The sequence below is a fragment of the Sulfurivermis fontis genome (genome assembly GCF_004001245.1).
Classification (GTDB): Bacteria; Pseudomonadota; Gammaproteobacteria; order Thiohalomonadales; family Thiohalomonadaceae; genus Sulfurivermis; species Sulfurivermis fontis.
Window position 1 is genome coordinate 1,794,347 of sequence record NZ_AP018724.1, and the last position, 16,233, is coordinate 1,810,579.

Here is a 16,233-nt window from a genome sequence, read left to right on the forward strand (position 1 = left end):
GAAGGTACGAGAGACAAGGGACAAGGTACGAAGAATGAACTCACTGCGCCCGTGCCGTTGCAAACTGAACAACTGCGCGCACCGCGCTCCTCCCCTTGTATGTTGTACCTTGGCCCTTGTATCTGCTGTTTAGAACGGCAGTTTCATCCCGCCGGGCAGGTTCATGCCCGCGGTCAGACCGGACAGGCGTTCCTGGCTGGTCTTTTCGATCTGGCGTACCGCATCGTTCACCGCCGCGGCAATCAGATCCTCCAGCATCTCCTTATCATCCTGCATCAGGCTCGGATCGATACTGACGCGCTTGACGTCGTGCCGCCCGTTCATCACCACCGACACCATGCCGCCGCCGGACTGGCCGGTCACTTCCATCCTGGCGAGTTCTTCCTGCATGCGCTGCATGTCGGCCTGCATCTTCTGGGCCTGACGCATGAGATTGCCCAATCCACCTTTCATCGCTTCTCTTTCCTCGACAGATTGCAGTGAAAAATTGTCTATTCCAGCGGCTGTACCGAGCCGGGTTCGATACGGCCACCAAAACGCTCGAGCAGGGTCTGCACATTGACATCCCCCTCGATGGCGGCCTGCGCCGCGGCCTGCCGCTCCTGATCGCGGCGCTGCTGGGCCGCCATCGGTGTCTCGCCGCCGGCACGACCATCCAGATGGATGGTGAGACGCACGGCGTGACCGAGATGCTCGGACAAGGCCTTGGCCAGCGCCTCTTCCCACTTTTTGTTGTACAGCGCGCGCTGGCTCGGCTCCAGGGCCAGTTCGATCACCTCAGCGTCATGACGCACCAAGGCACAGTTGAGCGCCAGTTGGCGCGTCAAGCCGCCCAGCGGCAAGGAGGCGGCCAACGCAGTCCAGTTCAAGTCAGCACGGGAAACCGCAGGCAGCGGGACTGCCGGCGCCTCCGTGGCGGCGGGAGACGGTGGCACTGTCACACGATCATTGCGCATTGCCGCCGAAGTGGCCGACGTGACGGCCCTCGCGGCAGGCACCGCCGCAGGACGGGACATCCCCTGCCCCGCCCCGCCGGCGGGACGGAAGGCCAGCATGCGCAGCAATATCATCTCGAAACCACCCCGCGGCTCCGGGGCCAACGGCAGATCACGGCGACCGGTCAGGCCGATCTGGTAGTAGAGTTGCACGTCCTCCGGACTGATGCGCTGCGCCAATTCCTGCAGTGCCTCGCGCTGCTCCACCTCCTCGCCCAGGGCATCCGGTACGGCCTGCACCAGGGCGATGCGGATCAAGGCGCTATTCAGTTCGTTGAGCACGCCGCCATAATCGGGCGACAGTTCTGCCAGGACCGCCGCCTCCGCCAGCAACACCGCCGGGTCGCCACCGGCCAGGGCGCGCAACAAGGCCACCACCCGGGTGCGGTCGATGGTACCAAGCATGGCGCGCACCGCCGCGGCCTCCAGCACGCCGCCACCGTGGGCGATGGCCTGGTCGAGCAGGCTGAGTGCATCGCGCATGCTGCCGTCCGCAGCACGGGCGATTTCACTCACCGCCGCCGCCTCGGCGTCGATCCCCTCTTCCTGCAGAATGTGTTGCAGATGGCCGCGGATCTGTTCCAGCGGCAGGCGCTTGAGATTGAATTGCAGGCAGCGCGACAGGATGGTGACCGGCAATTTCTGCGGGTCGGTGGTGGCGAGCAGGAATTTGACGTGCGGCGGCGGCTCCTCCAGCGTCTTCAGCAAGGCGTTGAAGCTGTGGTTGGACAGCATGTGCACCTCGTCGATGAGATACACCTTGTAGCGGCCGCGGCTGGGTGCATATTGCACGTTGTCGAGGATCTCGCGGGTATCCTCCACCTTGGTACGCGAGGCGGCGTCCACTTCGATCAGGTCGACGAAACGTCCTTCATCGATTTCACGGCAGGCACTGCATTCACCGCAGGGCTGCGATGACACGCCGCGCTCACAGTTGAGCGATTTGGCCAGGATGCGCGCGATGGTGGTCTTGCCTACGCCGCGGGTACCGGTAAACAGGAAGGCGTGGTGCAGACGATCGTTGTCCAGGGCATTGATCAGGGCGCGCAGCACATGCTCCTGCCCCACCATCGCGGGAAAGGAGCGGGGACGCCATTTGCGGGCCAGAACCTGATAACTCACGGGCGAACGACTCTCCGATACGGTACCGCCGGAACTCCGGCCGAAGAAGCCGGCAGTATACCCGATCGGACGACAGCGGTTGGCAAGAAGCCGTGAAGGGTGGCGTCCCGTACCAGCCACACCCCGGCGCCCGAGTCCACTGTTACGGCTGCTCCCTTCCGGGCCTGACCGGGTTCACAGTTTGTCGTCGCGAGGGGACCGGCACGGTCCGCCATTGAACTCAGGGGGACGGCGCCGCACAGGGCGCCTCAACAGAATAACGGGTTAGGAAAGTGGCGGAGAGGAAGGGATTCGAACCCTTGATACGCTATTAACGTATACACACTTTCCAGGCGTGCTCCTTCAACCACTCGGACACCTCTCCGGGAAAGCGCGCAAGGTTAAACCAGAACGCCGGACGGCGCAATACGAAAACGCCGTCAGAAACGGTAGTTGAGGTAAAAACCGATGGTGTCCTGCTGGCTCTCGGGCTGATGGACGCTGTACAGCGAACCGCCGCCGCTCACCAGGGTGCTGTCCGACTGGCGGAAACGGTAGCTATCGTAATAACCGCCCAAATCCCAGCGCGGATTCAGACTGTAGACGACCGCGGCATACAGGCTGTAGTCGGGCTTGGGCTTCAGGCTTGGATCGCTGTCGAACCCCAGACGGGTCAGGCCCACGTTTTCGCTGGTGTAGAAAGGCAGTTTGACACCGCCCTGCACCGACCAACCGTAATTGTTGCTGTAGACGGCACCCAGCCGGCCATAGCCGACATCGTAGCGTTCATCATAGCCATACACGCTGCCCTTGTCGCGCAGAGAACGCAGCCAGGAGTCATAACCGAAGGAAAATGAAACGCCCCAGCCGTGGGGCGTCGCCGCGGAGGAATGGAAGCGGTGGGTAAAATCCAGTTCCGCCATCCAGCCCACATAGTCGGTGTCCGTGGTATGGGGAACACCCGACTGGGTCTGACCGTCATAAGCCACCCGCCCCAGATAGAGCCGGCTGCGCAGGCCGTACACCCAGTTCGCCGCCGGCACCGACTCGGCCTCCAGGCCAACGAAATGCCGCAGCCCCCTCTCCTCGAGCAGCTTGCCGTCATCGTCGTACTCGCGCCAGGAAAAATACTCGCCGCCAAAGGTCACCATCACCTGCTCCGCCTGGGCGGGCAGCAGGACGGCGAACAACAGCGCTGTGGGCAATAAACGATACATCAGGCACTCCGCGAGTCGGGCGCGTGGATAGCAGCAAAAATGGGTTGCGAAACGATGAAAAGCAAGGAACGCCAGCACACTCCGCGAGGACAAAACCGGAACTTTTTTCCGCCGGCCGCTGACCAACCGGAAGCCCGAACCGCGAACCATCTCACACATTCACCGTAACAGGCTGATTCAAAAGGCCATAAATGACCCAAAAGAAGTGCGGGGTGGGGGCAGAAATGGCGGAGGGGGAGTCCCCCACCGTAGGGTCTCGCGTCATCGCGTAACGTCGCCATAGTGCCAGCAAACCCGCGGAAATACAAGACCTCCACCGCGTTGATCGTCTCGTCTGGTCTCGACTTATCGCGTAAGATCGCGTAATCTTAGGCGGGTTTTTAGGCGGGTGCGAGGATTTGAGATCATGCCACGAGTAGCGAAAGAAATGTCAGCATTGGAGGTGAAACGCCTCTCACAGCCGGGGATGTACGCCGTTGGGGGCGTGCCTGGGCTCCATCTTCAAGTCCTCCCCGGCGGAGGAAAGACCTGGCTGCTGCGGGTCACTGTCGGAGTGACCGCGAGCGGCAAGCAGCGCCGCAGCGAGATCGGCTTGGGTGGGTATCCAGCGGTGACGCTACAGCAGGCCCGGGACAAGGCGCGCGAGGTCCGGGAGAAGATCGCCCAAGGCATCGACCCGATAGCGGAGCGCAAGGCCGCGCGCTCCGCTCTGCTGGCGAGCCGGGCGAATCAGATCACCTTCGAGGAAGCCGCACGGCTGTGCTTTGAGGCGAAGCGCCCCGAGTGGAAGAACCCCAAGCACGCTCAGCAGTGGATCAACACGTTGGAAGCCTATGCCTTCCCGACCCTCGCCAAACTTTACGTGCGCGACATCGACACCCCCCATGTCTTGGAAGTGCTCGAACCCATCTGGAAGGTGAAAACCGAGACAGCCAAACGGCTGCGCGGGCGCATCGAGGCCGTACTGGACTGGGCTACAGCTCGCAAGTACCGCGACGGCTCCAACCCGGCGCGGTGGAAGGGCAACCTTGATGCGATGCTGCCCAAACCGTCGAAGGTAGCGAAGAACGGCAACCACCCCGCGCTGCCCTTCACGGAGGCTCCCGCATTCATGACGCATCTTCGCAAGATGGAAGGGACCGGCGCGCGGGCGCTGGAATTCACCATTCTGACCGCCGCCCGCTCCGGCGAAGTACGCGGGGCGAAGTGGGACGAAATCGACCTTGAGGCCGGAGTCTGGACGATCCCGGCGGACCGCATGAAGATGGGCAAGGAACACATGGTGCCGCTCACCGCGGAGGCAGTGACCTTGTTGAAGGCCCTCCCGCGCTTCGACAATACTGACCTTGTATTCCCTGCATCCCGTGGCGGCGAGTTGTCGGATATGACGCTGACCGCGGTCATCAGGCGGATGCACAAAAGCGAGACGAAGGCAGGCCGCAAGGGCTACATTGACCCCAAGCAGGCCGACAGCGATGGAAAGCCGCGGGTGATCACCGTGCACGGGTTCCGCTCGACCTTCCGCGATTGGGCAGGCGAGACAACGCACCACCCCCGGGAAGTGATCGAACATGCCCTTGCCCATCAGCTCAAGGACAAGGCCGAAGCCGCCTATGCGCGCGGCAGTCTTTTCCAGAAACGACGGGCACTTATGGAGGATTGGGCCGCGTACATCCACCCGAAAAAGTAAAGTAAGCCGTTGATCTACAAAAAAGATTTTCGACTTTAAGGCTAGACGAGACGCCCGGAAAGTCTTATAGTCTTTCGCATATCCCGCCGGTTCCCCGGCGCGGACGTACAGAAATGGAGAAGAAAAGGAGCGAGCCACTGGTGGCTCGACCTTCACCCGTTTCTGGTGCGAATCATCCAAGGGGAAGCGTTCGAGCTGTTTGTTATCGGCTCCGCGCTTCCCCTTCTTGTTTTTCGGCAGGCGGCAGCGCGGACGTATTGGAGTCGCTGCCATGCAAACACAATCAACAAAATCGCTCCGCCCAGCCCAAGCGGCTGAGTTCTTGGGCATCAGCCACGCGACCCTCTGGCGCTGGCTCAAGGAGCGCCCGGACTTCCCCCGCCCGCGCAAGATCGGCGCACGGACCACCATTTGGATCGTCGCCGAACTTGAACAATGGCGTGATGCGCAAGCGCATAAGTGAGGAGACGGACCCATGAACCCGAATCCTCACGCGCTGAAGGCGGCGCTGCTTCTCCTGGGCGAGACGGAGAACAACATTGCCGACGAGTACCAGTTCAAGCGCCAATACAACGGGCCGGACCATCGCCGCGCGACTTCTCGGCAACCCGGCGAACCCGGCAGCGTGCCGCCGTTCTTTCCTGAGTGGGCGAACGAGCAGCATCACCAAGACCTGCTCGCGTTGCAGCAGTTCGCATGGGAACGGCTGTTTGCCGAAATCCTCAAGGCGCAGCGTCTCGAACAGCAGCACCCCGAGCTGCTGCGCGACCCTGACTTTCTCGCCTACCGGGAGACGGTCAAGCACGCCATTGAGATCGTTTCCGGTCGCACGGCCTTTGTTCCTGGTCGTGGTGCGGTGCGCACCTTCGCTGAACCCGACCTCGCGGGGCATCGGATCGGCACTTGGCCCGAGGAGGACGCGCAATGATTGCCGACTTCCTCAACACCTTCCGCCCCGGCGGGCCGTGGCTTCTGGTCGCAATTCACCCCGACAAGAAGGGTTCGCCGCTCGCCGTCTCGTTCCAAGATGCGGCGCAAGCCGAGACGTGGGCAACCGAACGCAACAAAACCCACAACATCTATTTCAGCATCAACCCGACCGTCAAGGCGCTGAACAAAAAACCGACAAAGGCGGACATTGCGCGGCTCGAATGGCTGCACGTCGATCTTGACCCGCGCGCCGGGGAGGACTTCGAGCAAGAGCGCCAGCGCATCAAGTCGCTGCTGAATGGTGGAATGCCCAAGGACATTCCTGCGCCGTCGCTGGTCATCGACTCGGGTGGCGGATATTGGGGGCTGTGGCGTCTCGCGGAACCGCTCGACCTGAATGGCGACCCGGACAAGATCGCGCAGGCCGAAGCCTTCAACGTCGAATTGGCGAACCGCCTTGGGGGCGATCACTGCTTCAACATCGACAGGATTGCGCGCCTGCCGGGCCTGACGAACTGGCCTGATGCGAAAAAGCGGGCGAAAGGCCGTGAGCCCCGCAAAGCTGAGGTGTACAGCCGCACCGATGCCGCCTATCCGCTGACCGCGTTCAAGGCCGCGCCCCCGAAAGCCGAAACGATCACCGGCGGCACACCTACGGCCAGCAGGAAGGCATCGAAGGCGACCGGGGCAGGCATCCCTACAGCCGTGGGTACCGAGGAGCTACGGGCATGGGCTGAGGCCAACGGCAAGCCGCTGGACGATTACCCGCTGGCGCTGATCGCAACCGGCGACGCCTCCGACTTCGGCAACGACCGCAGCGCGATGGTGTTCAAGGTCTGTTGCGACCTCGTGCGCGCGGGCGTGCCGGACGAAATGATTGTCGGTGTGCTGCTGGACCGCAACAACCCCGTATCGGCGCACGTGCTCGAACAGAAAGGCGACACGCGGAAATATGCGTGGCGGCAGGTTATCCGCGCGCGTGAAAGCGTCGATGCCCAACACGCCGCCGGTCCGGTGTCGGGCTACGCGCCGCGCTGGGAAGGCGTCAGCGAGAAAACCGGCACGCCAGCCCCGACCTTCCACAACACCATCGAGGCACTGCGGGCGCTGGGGGTGGAGTTCCGCTTTGACGAGTTCAAAGGCCAGAAGATCATCGGCGGTCACTACCTGCAAGAGTACGCGGGGCCGCTGACCGACCGCGCCGAGGTATTCCTGCGCCGCGCGATCCGGCTGCGCTGGGGCTTCGACGTGAAGAAAGAGCAGCTGCATGAGGCAATCACGGAGCTATGCGAGGTCAACCGCTTCGACTCGCTGCGCGATCACCTCGAAAGCCTGCCGCCGTGGGACGGCACGCCGCGCCTCGATACCTGGCTGATCGACTTCTGCGGTGCCAAAGACACGCCGATGGTGCGCCAAGCCGGAGCCGCATTCCTGACCGCCGCTGTCGTGCGCGCCTTCGAGCCTGGAGCCAAGTTCGACTACATGCTGATCTTGGTCGGGCAGCAGGGCATCCGGAAGTCGGCGGCGCTGCGTGTGCTCGCCTCCGGCGTGCTCGATAGCACCTGCACGGATCGCTTTTCCGATGCGCCGCTGCTGGGCGCAAAGGATGGCCGCGAAGTCTTGGAGCTGACCGGCGGGGGCGTCTGGATTCAGGAATGCGCCGAGTTGGATGGCATCACCAAGAAGGACGTGTCAGCCCTCAAGGCGATGATCGTGCGCACGCACGACAAGGGCCGCTTGGTCTGGTCGCGCAACCCAGTCACGGTGCCCCGGCGCTTTGTGCTCGCGGGCACGACCAATGAGCGCCGCTTTCTACAAGACCCGACAGGCAACCGCCGGTTCTGGCCGGTGGACGTGGATCGCATCGACCTCGAAGCCCTCGCCGCCGCACGCGATCAACTGCTGGCCGAGGCGCTGGCACGGTATCGCAGCGGCAACTATCGGCTGTGGTTGGAAGGCGAAGCCGAGGCCGAAGCCGCAGCGGCGCAGGCTGACCGCGTGGTGATTGATGAAGGCTTCCGCGAAATGCTCGAACTCATCAAGGCCGAGGGCGAGCACGAGGGGAGGCGCTACGTCACCAATGAGCGCGTGTATCGCGTGCTGGGGCTGGATCGCCGCAACCGGGCCGGGGCCATTACGCATCGCGTTCGCTCTGTGATGGAGCGGCTGGGCTGGCAACCGTCCGGCGGGCCTGTGCGCATCGACGGCACCAGGCAGCGCGTGTACTTCTGGAACGGCGACGGCGAACCGCCGGAGATCGTGAAAGACCCCTTCTGACGCTTTCAACGGGCCACTGCCGGGTGGCCCTTTTTTACCCGGCAAATCTTGTATGCAATGGAGAAACGACGATGTACTACGACTACACGACTGAGAAAGAAACCCTCGAAACCCTGCGGATTGAGCATCACGAGGCCGACGAACGCTATGTCAGCCACGCTGCCGTGCTGAACCTTGCCCTCCGGTTGCTAGACCTCGAAGACGATGAAGACCGGCACGACGCAGGCACCATTCGCGCTGCTCTGTGCGTCCTGCTGCAAGACCTCCTCTGGGATGCGACACGTGAAGCTCAGATGGGCGAAGGCGAACGCGAGGCCCATATGCAGCGCCTCGCTGACCAACTACGGCTGATGCTAGACGTGATCGAGCACGCTGAGGTGAGGCACTGAGCGGCAGCGGAACGATGGCCGGAACGATACGGAACGATGCCCATCGTTCCGGCTAAAGCCAGCAACGGCTGGGGTTAGCGCAGCCCGGAACGCGGAACGATGGAAAAGCTACTCTTGTGCAGGCAGTAGCGGCGACGGCTGCCGGCGGGTGCCCAAGGGGCGCTGCGCCGTAGCGGCTCCCTCTACTCGTTTTCCTGTCCTATAGCTTTTCTATCGTTCTATCGTTCCGTAATAGAAGAAAAGCCATAAGGGACTGGGATTTAGGCCGGAACGATGCTGCCGGAACGATGCTTTTTCGCATCGTTCCGTCGTTCCGCCCGCATCGTTCCGCCCCTCTGGGCATGAGCAGCAGCGCACCGCCGCCCTGCTTGTTGAACATACAATTCGGAAAACGTCTCCGAAACCACACCGCCGGAGCGCCATAGATTCCAGCGCCCCTACCCCGCGTTTTCCCTCGCACTGAAGAGGGTCGATTTCCGAATGCCCGCCAGTTATACTCGAAGCGCACAAGCAATAATCGTGCCAACTGAAAAGGAGCCGACCATGAACCGCCAGACCCTTACTGAACAAGACCTCGCCACGATGACCGGCCCGGAGCTGGTCGCCCTTCACAACAACCTCGCCGCCTCGCTGGGCGATGCCGCCGTCAAGCGGTTTGCCACCAAGGCGGACGCGATCCGCCGGACCTGGGCGAAGGTACAGGCATGGAAGGAAAAGCAGCAGGAGGCAGCAGCGCGGCCAGCAGCGAAGCAGGCGAAGGCGAAGGCGAAGGCGAAGGGCGAGCCGAAGCCCCGCCCCCGCCGCGGAACCGACCTCAAGCCGACCGGCGAACCCGTCAAGCCTTGCCTGATCGGCTCCAAGCAGGCGGTCCTCGTTGACCAGCTCCGCCGCAAGGAAGGCGCGACGATGGCAGAACTACTCGCCGCCCTCGCGGTGAGCGGCAAGCCGTGGCAGGAACAAACGGTGCGCTCCGGCTTCGGCTGGGACCTCAAGCGCAAGGGCTACGGGGTCCGCTCCACCATCGGCCCGGACGGCGTGGAGCGGTTCCACCTCGTGGTCCCGGCGGGCCAGAAGATTCCGCCGCACGTCGCCCGCGGCTCCTCGAAGGCGGAGGGCTGACCATGGCCCGCGTCGCCCTATACGCTCGCGTGAGTACCAACAAAGACCAGACTGTCGAAACTCAGTTGCTGGCCCTCCGTGATTGGGCCGCGGGCCGGGGTCATACCGTGGTGGCGGAGTTCACCGACGAAGGCATCAGCGGAGCCAAGGGCCGCGACAAGCGCCCGGGTCTGGACGCCATGATGAAAGCCGCGGCGCTGGGCAAGTTCGACATGGTTGCCGTGGTGGAACTCTCCCGCTTGGGCCGCTCGCTGTCGCACCTCGTTCAGATCGGGACCGAGCTACAGGCGCTGGGCGTCGATTTGTTCTTGCACCGGCAGGCCCTCGACTCCTCCACGCCGTTCGGGCGTATGCAGTTCGGGATGCTGGGCGTGCTCGCGGAGTACGAACGGGACCTGATCCGGGAGCGGACGCTTGAGGGCCTTGCTCGTGCGAAGAAGCGCGGCAAGCGCCTGGGCCGTCCGACCGTCTCCCCGGGCAAGGAACAGAAGATCGCCGCCTTGCTCAAGGCCGGGACGCCCATCAACCGCATCCGCCGCATCACGCAGGTCGGAGTATCAGCCATCTATCGCATCAAGAAGGAGATGGAAGAATGCCCGCCAACAACCAACTGACCAAGAACCCGACCGGGGGCGCGCTGGCGCTGCCCGACCTCGAACCGCGACACCTCGAACTCGTGCGGATGCTCGCGCAGGAGGGCAACCGTGAGCACACGATCCGGCGGGCCTTGGGCCTTACCCCAGCCCAATGGAAGCGCCTCAAGGAGGACACCGAGGACGGCGAGCTGTCGCCGCTCGCGCTCGCCCTCGAAGAAGGCCGCGCCGAAGGGGCCGGTGAGATCGTGGCCTTCATGAAAGACAAGATGAAGAACGAGGGCGACATCAGGGCCGCGGAATGGCTCGCGGATCGCATCTACAAGATCAACAAGGGCGACGGCAACAACGAGGACGCCCCGCGCGTACTCATTCAGATCAACGCCGCCCTTTCGCCCGAGGAGTACAGCCGTGTTATTCACGTCCAGCCGGAACCGTAACCGCCGCCTCATCCTCGCCTTGGCCGTCCTGCCACTTCTCGCCACGCAGGCGCACGCGGAGGAGGCGGGCCGCTACTCCGCCTTGGATACGATCCGCCGCGCGCAGGTCGGCACATTCTCGCCACGCCTCGCGCCGCCGGTTCGCGTAGTGCCAGCGGAGCCCCGGGCCGGGAAGCCGGAGCCGTCCCGGTTCGAGCGCATGGACTGCCGCCCGGACCCCAGCCGCCCGCTGGAAAGGGCCATCGTTTGCACCCCGGCGGGGACTTTACTTTTCACTTCAAGCCCTTGATCTACAACTTCTTTTTCTAGACGGCCAGTGTATAGCGCCATTATCCTTACGGTCAGTGTGGTCATTGTTGCGACCGCACGCTGATGGTGGGAGGAGCCCCGCTGGTTACGTGCTTTGGGCCTCTCCCGGTTGTGATAACTGAGACAGGAGCCCGACATGGCAACCCTCGACTTCAACACCGTTCCCTCCGGCGTGACGCTGAACGAGGAGCGTGTTCAATATCTGAGCGACCGCGCGACTGAGACAGCCACAGCCTTCTCTCGCAAGATCGAGAAGCTGCAAGCAACCGTGCTCGAAGCCCGTGACCGCTACTCCCGCGAGGCTGACGAACTGATCGCCTCCGCCACGTCCGAAGATCGCGCCGCCGCGCGCGCATTTGCCAAGAAGTCCGCCGCCAACAAGGCCGCGAACCTTTACCGCCAGCTCATCGCCAGTTCCGAGCCGGAACGCGCCGCGATGCTCAAGGGCCTGAAAGGCTATGCGGATGAAGCTGCCGCCATCCAAGCCGTTTACACCTCGCCCGCCTCGATGCTGGGCCGTATCGCCTTAGGCGACCCGAAGCGCACCCAATACCAGCTCCAGCTCGAAGGAGCCGGGCCGGTGGAACTCGAAACCGCCGCCCGTACCGCGATCATGACCGGGGACCTCGTGTTGGGCGCTGCTATCGCTACGGTGATCGACCGCCGCCCGAAGGATCGCCGCCCCTTCGCTGTGCAGGCCTTCGCGGAGCGCCTGTTGGGCGAAGTCTGGAAGCGGATTCACGCCAAGCTCGAAGGCGTCCAGCTCGCCTACAAGTCCGCCGTTGCGGCTGACCGCGAGTTTGTCCGCGGCAAGGCGGATGGCATCACGAATCTGTCGCTGGCGCTGTCCCGGAAGGCCATCACCGATGCCGAAGGCGACGAAGCCTGAGCAGGAGCCGCCGAAGCCGCGGACCGTGGGCGGCCACGTTCCGCGGTGGCTGCGGCCCGATGACCCGCGCGTGAAGGTCCGCCGCTGCCTGACGTGTGGCAGGGACTTTTGGAGCGCCCACGCGGGAAACCGCATGTGTGCCCGCTGCCTCGAAAGGGCCGCGGAGATTGTTTGACCGACCGGAGGAACCAACCATGAAAGGTAGTGTGCCGAACGTGAAGAAGGCGAAAGCCATCCACGAACAGCGCCAGGCCGCGCGCAATGCGAACGTGGCCGCGATGAAGCGCGGGACCGTCGCAACCCAACTGCAAACGAAGATCAACAAAGCGTACCGGGGACGCTAACGAGTTCAGCCCCGGAGCCGGAAGCCTGCCCAGCATCACGCAACCGCCAACCCTCGCCCCTCACGAGGCGGGCCGGTGGAAGGCTCCGGCGCTGACCCATAGGGAGGGAAAGCCCCATGAATCAAGCGGCGGTAGTGAGGCCGACCCCGTTTCAAGCGCAGGTCCTATCCATCCCGGAGGACCACTTCATCTTCCTGGGCGGCGGTCGCGGGGGCGGCAAGTCCTTCGGCATTCAGCTCCTCATCCTCCGGCACTGCGACCAGTACAAGAACCGCGCCCGCGTCCTCGTGACCCGCCGCCGGTTGAAGTCGCTGCTTCAGTTCGCGGAGGAAATGCGCGGCCTGTTCCGCTCCGCCTATGGGCAGGGCTTCAGCTACAACCAGAATGACAACGTGTTCCGCCTCGCCAACGGCGCAACCGTCCAGCTCACGCATTGCGAATCGAACGCCGCCCTACAAGACACCGTACAGGGCATGACCTTCTCGCTGATCGTGGTTGATGAGGCGGGCGAAGGCCCGGAGCTGCCCGTGATTGATGCGCTCGCGCTGACCCTCCGCGCTCCGGGCGTCCCGCTGCGCATGGTCTTGGCGGGGAACCCGGGCGGCGCGAATCACTCCGCCCTCGCGGAGCGGTACGTCACGGGCCGAACCCCTTGGGTTCCGTTCGAGTTCGCGGACCAGCGTTGGGTCTATGCGCCCTCGACCGTGGACGACAACCCGCACCTGCCCGAAGCCTACAAGCGCAATTTCGAGGTGCTACGCCATACGGACCCGGCGCTGTACAAGGCGCACCGGCACGGCGATTGGTCGGCCATCGTGGGGGATTACTTCGGGGGCGTCTGGTCGCACGCTCGCGCCGTGTTCGATCATCACGAAGTCCCGCCGGACCTGTTCAGCTCGCTGCGCTTGTCGATTGACTGGGGCTCCGCCGCTCCTTGCGCGGCTGTCTTGGGCGGACAGCTCGCCTATGACGTGCGCTTGAGCGATGACCGCGTGATGCCCAAGGGCGCATGGGTGATCTATGACGAACATTTCGAGTGCGACCCGCAGAACATCGCCCGCGGGACGGGCCGGACCCCGGGCCAGATTGCGCCCGCGCTTCATGCGATGGCGCGCCGGAACGGCGTGCGCGCCCGGGGCGTGATCGACTCCGCCGCCGAAGCCCGGACTGCGGGCCGCGCGGAGGCGTCCATTGCCGACCTGTTCCGCGAAGCCGGGGTGAGGGTGTCGCCTGCCCGGAAGGGGGCACGTGTGCCGCGCTTCGAGTTGTTGAAGCAACTCATGGCCAACGGTGAATTCTTTGTAGCCTCCCGGTGCCGGTACTGGCTGGCGACGGTCCCGAGCCTGCCGCGCGATCCGCGCAACCCTGAGGACGTGGACAGCGCCGCGAACGATCACATGCTGGACGCGACCAGCTACCTGATCGCGGGGGCCTCCTCTGGGCGTGTAGCCGTGGGCGACTTCGCCGGACCGCCGCCGCGCCTGCCTGATACCGGGAACCGCGTCATGTATGTGTGAATCAGACGCCGCCGTGTCCGATCCGCTCCCATGCCTCACGGAACGGGTCTTGTTCATAGGACCCCGGCTGCAACCAGTAGGACACGCGCCCGTCCTTCTCGCCGCGGTGGGCCAGTTCCCGGACTTCCGAAGGCAAGAGCACGAAGGCTGAGGGCGAAGGCGAGGCGACCTTGTTCACGATCACCCAGAAGTCGCCCATGATCTTGTCCAGCGAGGACCCGAGGGGGACGGGGTTGCGCTTGCTCAGGGCCTTGACCTGCACCCCGACGAAGCGGGAGGCGTCCCGGCTATAGGCGATGATGTCCACCCCGCGGGCGTTGCGCGCGGTCGGCATGACGTTCCACCCGAGGAGGGAAAGCCGATAGCAGCAGTAGTACAGCCCCACGTTGCCGGTGAGCTGCGGGTCCAGCGGCGCGATTCCGTTCGCCATGACCTCAGACCCGCTCGATGCTCGTGACTTTGACGAAGCCGCCGCCGGTGTGAACCCGCTTCCCGACCGTCAGCACGTTGATGCTCAACGGGGTTGCCCGTCGATACTCCGGCGGATACTCGCGCGTGCGCACCCAGCCCGCCGCCGGGGTGTCTCTGGGCGGGTGGCTCTCAATCTCGATCACCTCGCCGTCCCGGTACTCGATCACAGAACCATCCTCGAACGTCACACGCAACATAGTCCTCTCCCGAAGGGATCGACGCCCCATAGCAAAAAGCCGCCCGAGGGCGGCTTTCTTCATCGTCTCACAGGGCCTTACCCCATCGCATCCCATCACTTCGAGGAAGGCGGGTTTTTAGGCGGGTTTAGCGCCAATGCCCTGCGGTAAAGCCAGTGAAACTGGCAAATATGGCGGAGGGGGAGGGATTCGAACCCTCGTGGGGCGGTAAAGCCCCAACTCGATTTCGAGTCGAGCCCGTTATGACCGCTTCGGTACCCCTCCGGAAGGGGGCCAAAGATACACCCACCGCCGGATAACGACAACCGGCGGATGCTATATTTCGATTCAACCATGCCTCGACAACGACGACGCTATACTGCCGCCCTAGGCGGTCTGTTCCTGCTCCAGCTCATTGGCGGTTGCTCCCAGCCGCGCAATGAACTGGAGCAGGTGCTGCATACAGGGGAACTGGTGGTCATCACCACCAATGCGGCCACCACCTATTACGAAGGTCCGGACGGACCGACGGGCATGGAATATGACCTGGTGCGCGGCTTCGCCGATGAGCTCGGCGTGCGCCTGCGCCTGGTGGTGGCCGGCAACGTCGGCGAGGTATTACGGCAACTGGCCGAGGGCAAGGCCCATTTCGCCGCCGCCGGCCTCACCGTCACCGAACCGCGCCGGCAATGGCTGCGCTTCACCCCGCCCTATCAGGAAATCACCCAGCAGTTGGTCTACCGCCGCGGCACCCCGCGCCCGTCGTCCCTGGAGAATATGGAGGGACATCTGGAAGTACTGGCCGCCAGCAGCCATGCCGAACACCTGACTCGCCTCAAGGGCACTCATCCACAACTCAAGTGGACCGAAAACACCGACCTGGGCAGCGAGGAACTGCTGTCCCTGCTGCACGAGGGACTCATCGACTATACAGTGTCCGACTCCCACGAGGTGGCCATCAACCAGCGCTTCCTGCCCGAACTGCGCGTCGCCTTCGACCTGACCGAGCCGGAACCGCTGGCATGGGCCTTTCCGCGCTTCCGCGACGGCAGTCTGCACCAGGCCGCGACGGCCTATTTCGAGCGCCTGCACGAAACCGGCCAACTCGCCCGGCTGAGAGAAAAACACTACGGCCACGTCAATGATTTCGACTACGTGGAGACGCGCACCTTCATGCGCCACATCGAACAGCGTCTGCCGCAATTCCGCGCCCAGTTCGAGGCGGCAGGCAACGAACACAATATGGACTGGCGTCTGCTCGCCGCCATGGCCTACCAGGAATCGCACTGGAATCCGCGCGCGGTGTCACCCACCGGCGTGCGCGGCATCATGATGCTCACCCAGATCACCGCCCGCGACCTCGGCGTGGAACGGCGCACGGACCCGAGCCAGAGCATCGCGGGAGGTTCACGCTACTTCAAGTCACTACTGGATCGGCTGCCGGAGCGCATCCAGGGACGCGACCGCCTCTGGCTGGCTCTGGCCGCGTACAACATAGGCTATGGCCACCTCGAGGACGCGCGCGTCATCACCCAGCAGCGCGGCGGCGATCCGGACAAGTGGATGGACGTGAAGGAAAACCTGCCCCTGCTGCACAAGCGCAAGTGGTACAGCCAGACGCGCTACGGCTACGCCCGCGGCAACGAGGCAGTACGCTATGTGGAAAACATCCGCAGCTACTACGACATCCTCGCCTGGAGCATCGAGCGCAACACGCCGAAACCGCCACCGGTAACCCTGCCCGCCGCCCTGCTGCTGGCCAATCCGGCGCTGTGA

At 63.9% G+C, this 16,233-nt stretch carries 17 protein-coding genes, 2 tRNA genes and 1 other RNA gene; 12 read left to right on the plus strand and 8 right to left on the minus strand.

Annotation, left to right across the window (positions count from 1 at the left end; translation table 11 throughout):
• Positions 1 to 129 precede the first annotated feature (129 nt).
• The 5 genes from EP379_RS09185 to EP379_RS09205 all read right to left on the minus strand — a co-directional run bounded on the left by EP379_RS09185 (position 130) and on the right by EP379_RS09205 (position 3,313).
• Positions 130 to 453 (minus strand): YbaB/EbfC family nucleoid-associated protein, encoded by a 324-nt coding sequence (locus tag EP379_RS09185; protein ID WP_127477519.1) that lies wholly within the window; start codon positions 451 to 453, stop codon positions 130 to 132.
• A gap of 38 nt (positions 454 to 491) precedes the next feature.
• Positions 492 to 2,117 carry a DNA polymerase III subunit gamma/tau gene (gene dnaX / locus EP379_RS09190; RefSeq protein WP_127477520.1) on the minus strand — a complete coding sequence of 542 codons (1,626 nt, stop codon included), beginning with the start codon at positions 2,115 to 2,117 and terminating at the stop codon, positions 492 to 494.
• A gap of 107 nt (positions 2,118 to 2,224) precedes the next feature.
• Positions 2,225 to 2,321, minus strand: an RNA gene (gene ffs / locus EP379_RS09195) — signal recognition particle sRNA small type.
• A 69-nt stretch (positions 2,322 to 2,390) separates the two neighbouring features.
• Positions 2,391 to 2,481, minus strand: a tRNA-Ser gene (locus EP379_RS09200).
• A 55-nt stretch (positions 2,482 to 2,536) separates the two neighbouring features.
• A complete protein-coding gene (locus EP379_RS09205) occupies positions 2,537 to 3,313 on the minus strand; it encodes a hypothetical protein (RefSeq protein WP_127477521.1) in 777 nt (258 codons plus the stop codon).
• Between the two features lie 406 nt (positions 3,314 to 3,719).
• Here EP379_RS09205 and EP379_RS09210 point away from each other — a divergent pair, with 406 nt between their 5' ends.
• The 11 genes from EP379_RS09210 to EP379_RS09260 all read left to right on the plus strand — a co-directional run bounded on the left by EP379_RS09210 (position 3,720) and on the right by EP379_RS09260 (position 13,810).
• The gene (locus tag EP379_RS09210) at positions 3,720 to 5,003 is read left to right on the plus strand and encodes a tyrosine-type recombinase/integrase (RefSeq protein WP_127477522.1); all 1,284 of its coding nucleotides are present in this window, start codon (positions 3,720 to 3,722) and stop codon (positions 5,001 to 5,003) included.
• A 271-nt stretch (positions 5,004 to 5,274) separates the two neighbouring features.
• Entirely contained in the window at positions 5,275 to 5,466 is a 192-nt protein-coding gene (locus EP379_RS09215; RefSeq protein ID WP_127477523.1) for a helix-turn-helix transcriptional regulator, read from the plus strand.
• A 12-nt stretch (positions 5,467 to 5,478) separates the two neighbouring features.
• On the plus strand, positions 5,479 to 5,931 hold the full coding sequence (locus EP379_RS09220) for a hypothetical protein (RefSeq protein ID WP_127477524.1): 453 nt from the start codon (positions 5,479 to 5,481) through the stop codon (positions 5,929 to 5,931).
• A complete protein-coding gene (locus tag EP379_RS09225) occupies positions 5,928 to 8,210 on the plus strand; it encodes a virulence-associated E family protein (protein ID WP_127477525.1) in 2,283 nt (760 codons plus the stop codon). The genes EP379_RS09220 and EP379_RS09225 overlap by 4 nt, the downstream gene beginning before the upstream one ends.
• Before the next feature lie 71 nt (positions 8,211 to 8,281).
• Entirely contained in the window at positions 8,282 to 8,599 is a 318-nt protein-coding gene (locus EP379_RS09230) for a hypothetical protein (protein WP_127477526.1), read from the plus strand.
• A 543-nt stretch (positions 8,600 to 9,142) separates the two neighbouring features.
• On the plus strand, positions 9,143 to 9,718 hold the full coding sequence (locus EP379_RS09235) for a DUF3489 domain-containing protein (protein ID WP_127477527.1): 576 nt from the start codon (positions 9,143 to 9,145) through the stop codon (positions 9,716 to 9,718).
• 2 nt (positions 9,719 to 9,720) lie between these two features.
• Positions 9,721 to 10,332, plus strand: coding sequence for a recombinase family protein (locus EP379_RS09240; protein ID WP_127477528.1), 612 nt, complete (start codon positions 9,721 to 9,723; stop codon positions 10,330 to 10,332).
• On the plus strand, positions 10,311 to 10,751 hold the full coding sequence (locus EP379_RS09245) for a hypothetical protein (protein ID WP_127477529.1): 441 nt from the start codon (positions 10,311 to 10,313) through the stop codon (positions 10,749 to 10,751). Before EP379_RS09240 ends, EP379_RS09245 begins: the two co-directional genes overlap by 22 nt.
• A 445-nt stretch (positions 10,752 to 11,196) precedes the next feature.
• Complete coding sequence (locus tag EP379_RS09255; RefSeq protein ID WP_127477531.1) at positions 11,197 to 11,949, plus strand: hypothetical protein; 753 nt, start codon at positions 11,197 to 11,199, stop codon at positions 11,947 to 11,949.
• Positions 11,950 to 12,143: 194 nt separating this feature from the next.
• A complete protein-coding gene (locus tag EP379_RS16380) occupies positions 12,144 to 12,293 on the plus strand; it encodes a hypothetical protein (RefSeq protein WP_172600430.1) in 150 nt (49 codons plus the stop codon).
• Between the two features lie 116 nt (positions 12,294 to 12,409).
• On the plus strand, positions 12,410 to 13,810 hold the full coding sequence (locus EP379_RS09260) for a PBSX family phage terminase large subunit (RefSeq protein WP_127477532.1): 1,401 nt from the start codon (positions 12,410 to 12,412) through the stop codon (positions 13,808 to 13,810).
• Between the two features lies 1 nt (position 13,811).
• On the opposite strand, the gene EP379_RS16515 is transcribed toward EP379_RS09260, so the two are convergent.
• The 3 genes from EP379_RS16515 to EP379_RS09275 form a co-directional block, all read right to left on the minus strand.
• The gene (locus EP379_RS16515) at positions 13,812 to 14,240 is read right to left on the minus strand and encodes a hypothetical protein (protein ID WP_127477533.1); all 429 of its coding nucleotides are present in this window, start codon (positions 14,238 to 14,240) and stop codon (positions 13,812 to 13,814) included.
• Positions 14,241 to 14,244: 4 nt separating this feature from the next.
• Entirely contained in the window at positions 14,245 to 14,478 is a 234-nt protein-coding gene (locus tag EP379_RS09270; protein WP_127477534.1) for a hypothetical protein, read from the minus strand.
• Positions 14,479 to 14,649: 171 nt separating this feature from the next.
• Positions 14,650 to 14,742, minus strand: a tRNA-Ser gene (locus tag EP379_RS09275).
• 69 nt (positions 14,743 to 14,811) lie between these two features.
• On the opposite strand from EP379_RS09275, the gene mltF reads away from it, so the two are divergent.
• On the plus strand, positions 14,812 to 16,233 hold the full coding sequence (mltF, locus tag EP379_RS09280; protein WP_127477535.1) for a membrane-bound lytic murein transglycosylase MltF: 1,422 nt from the start codon (positions 14,812 to 14,814) through the stop codon (positions 16,231 to 16,233).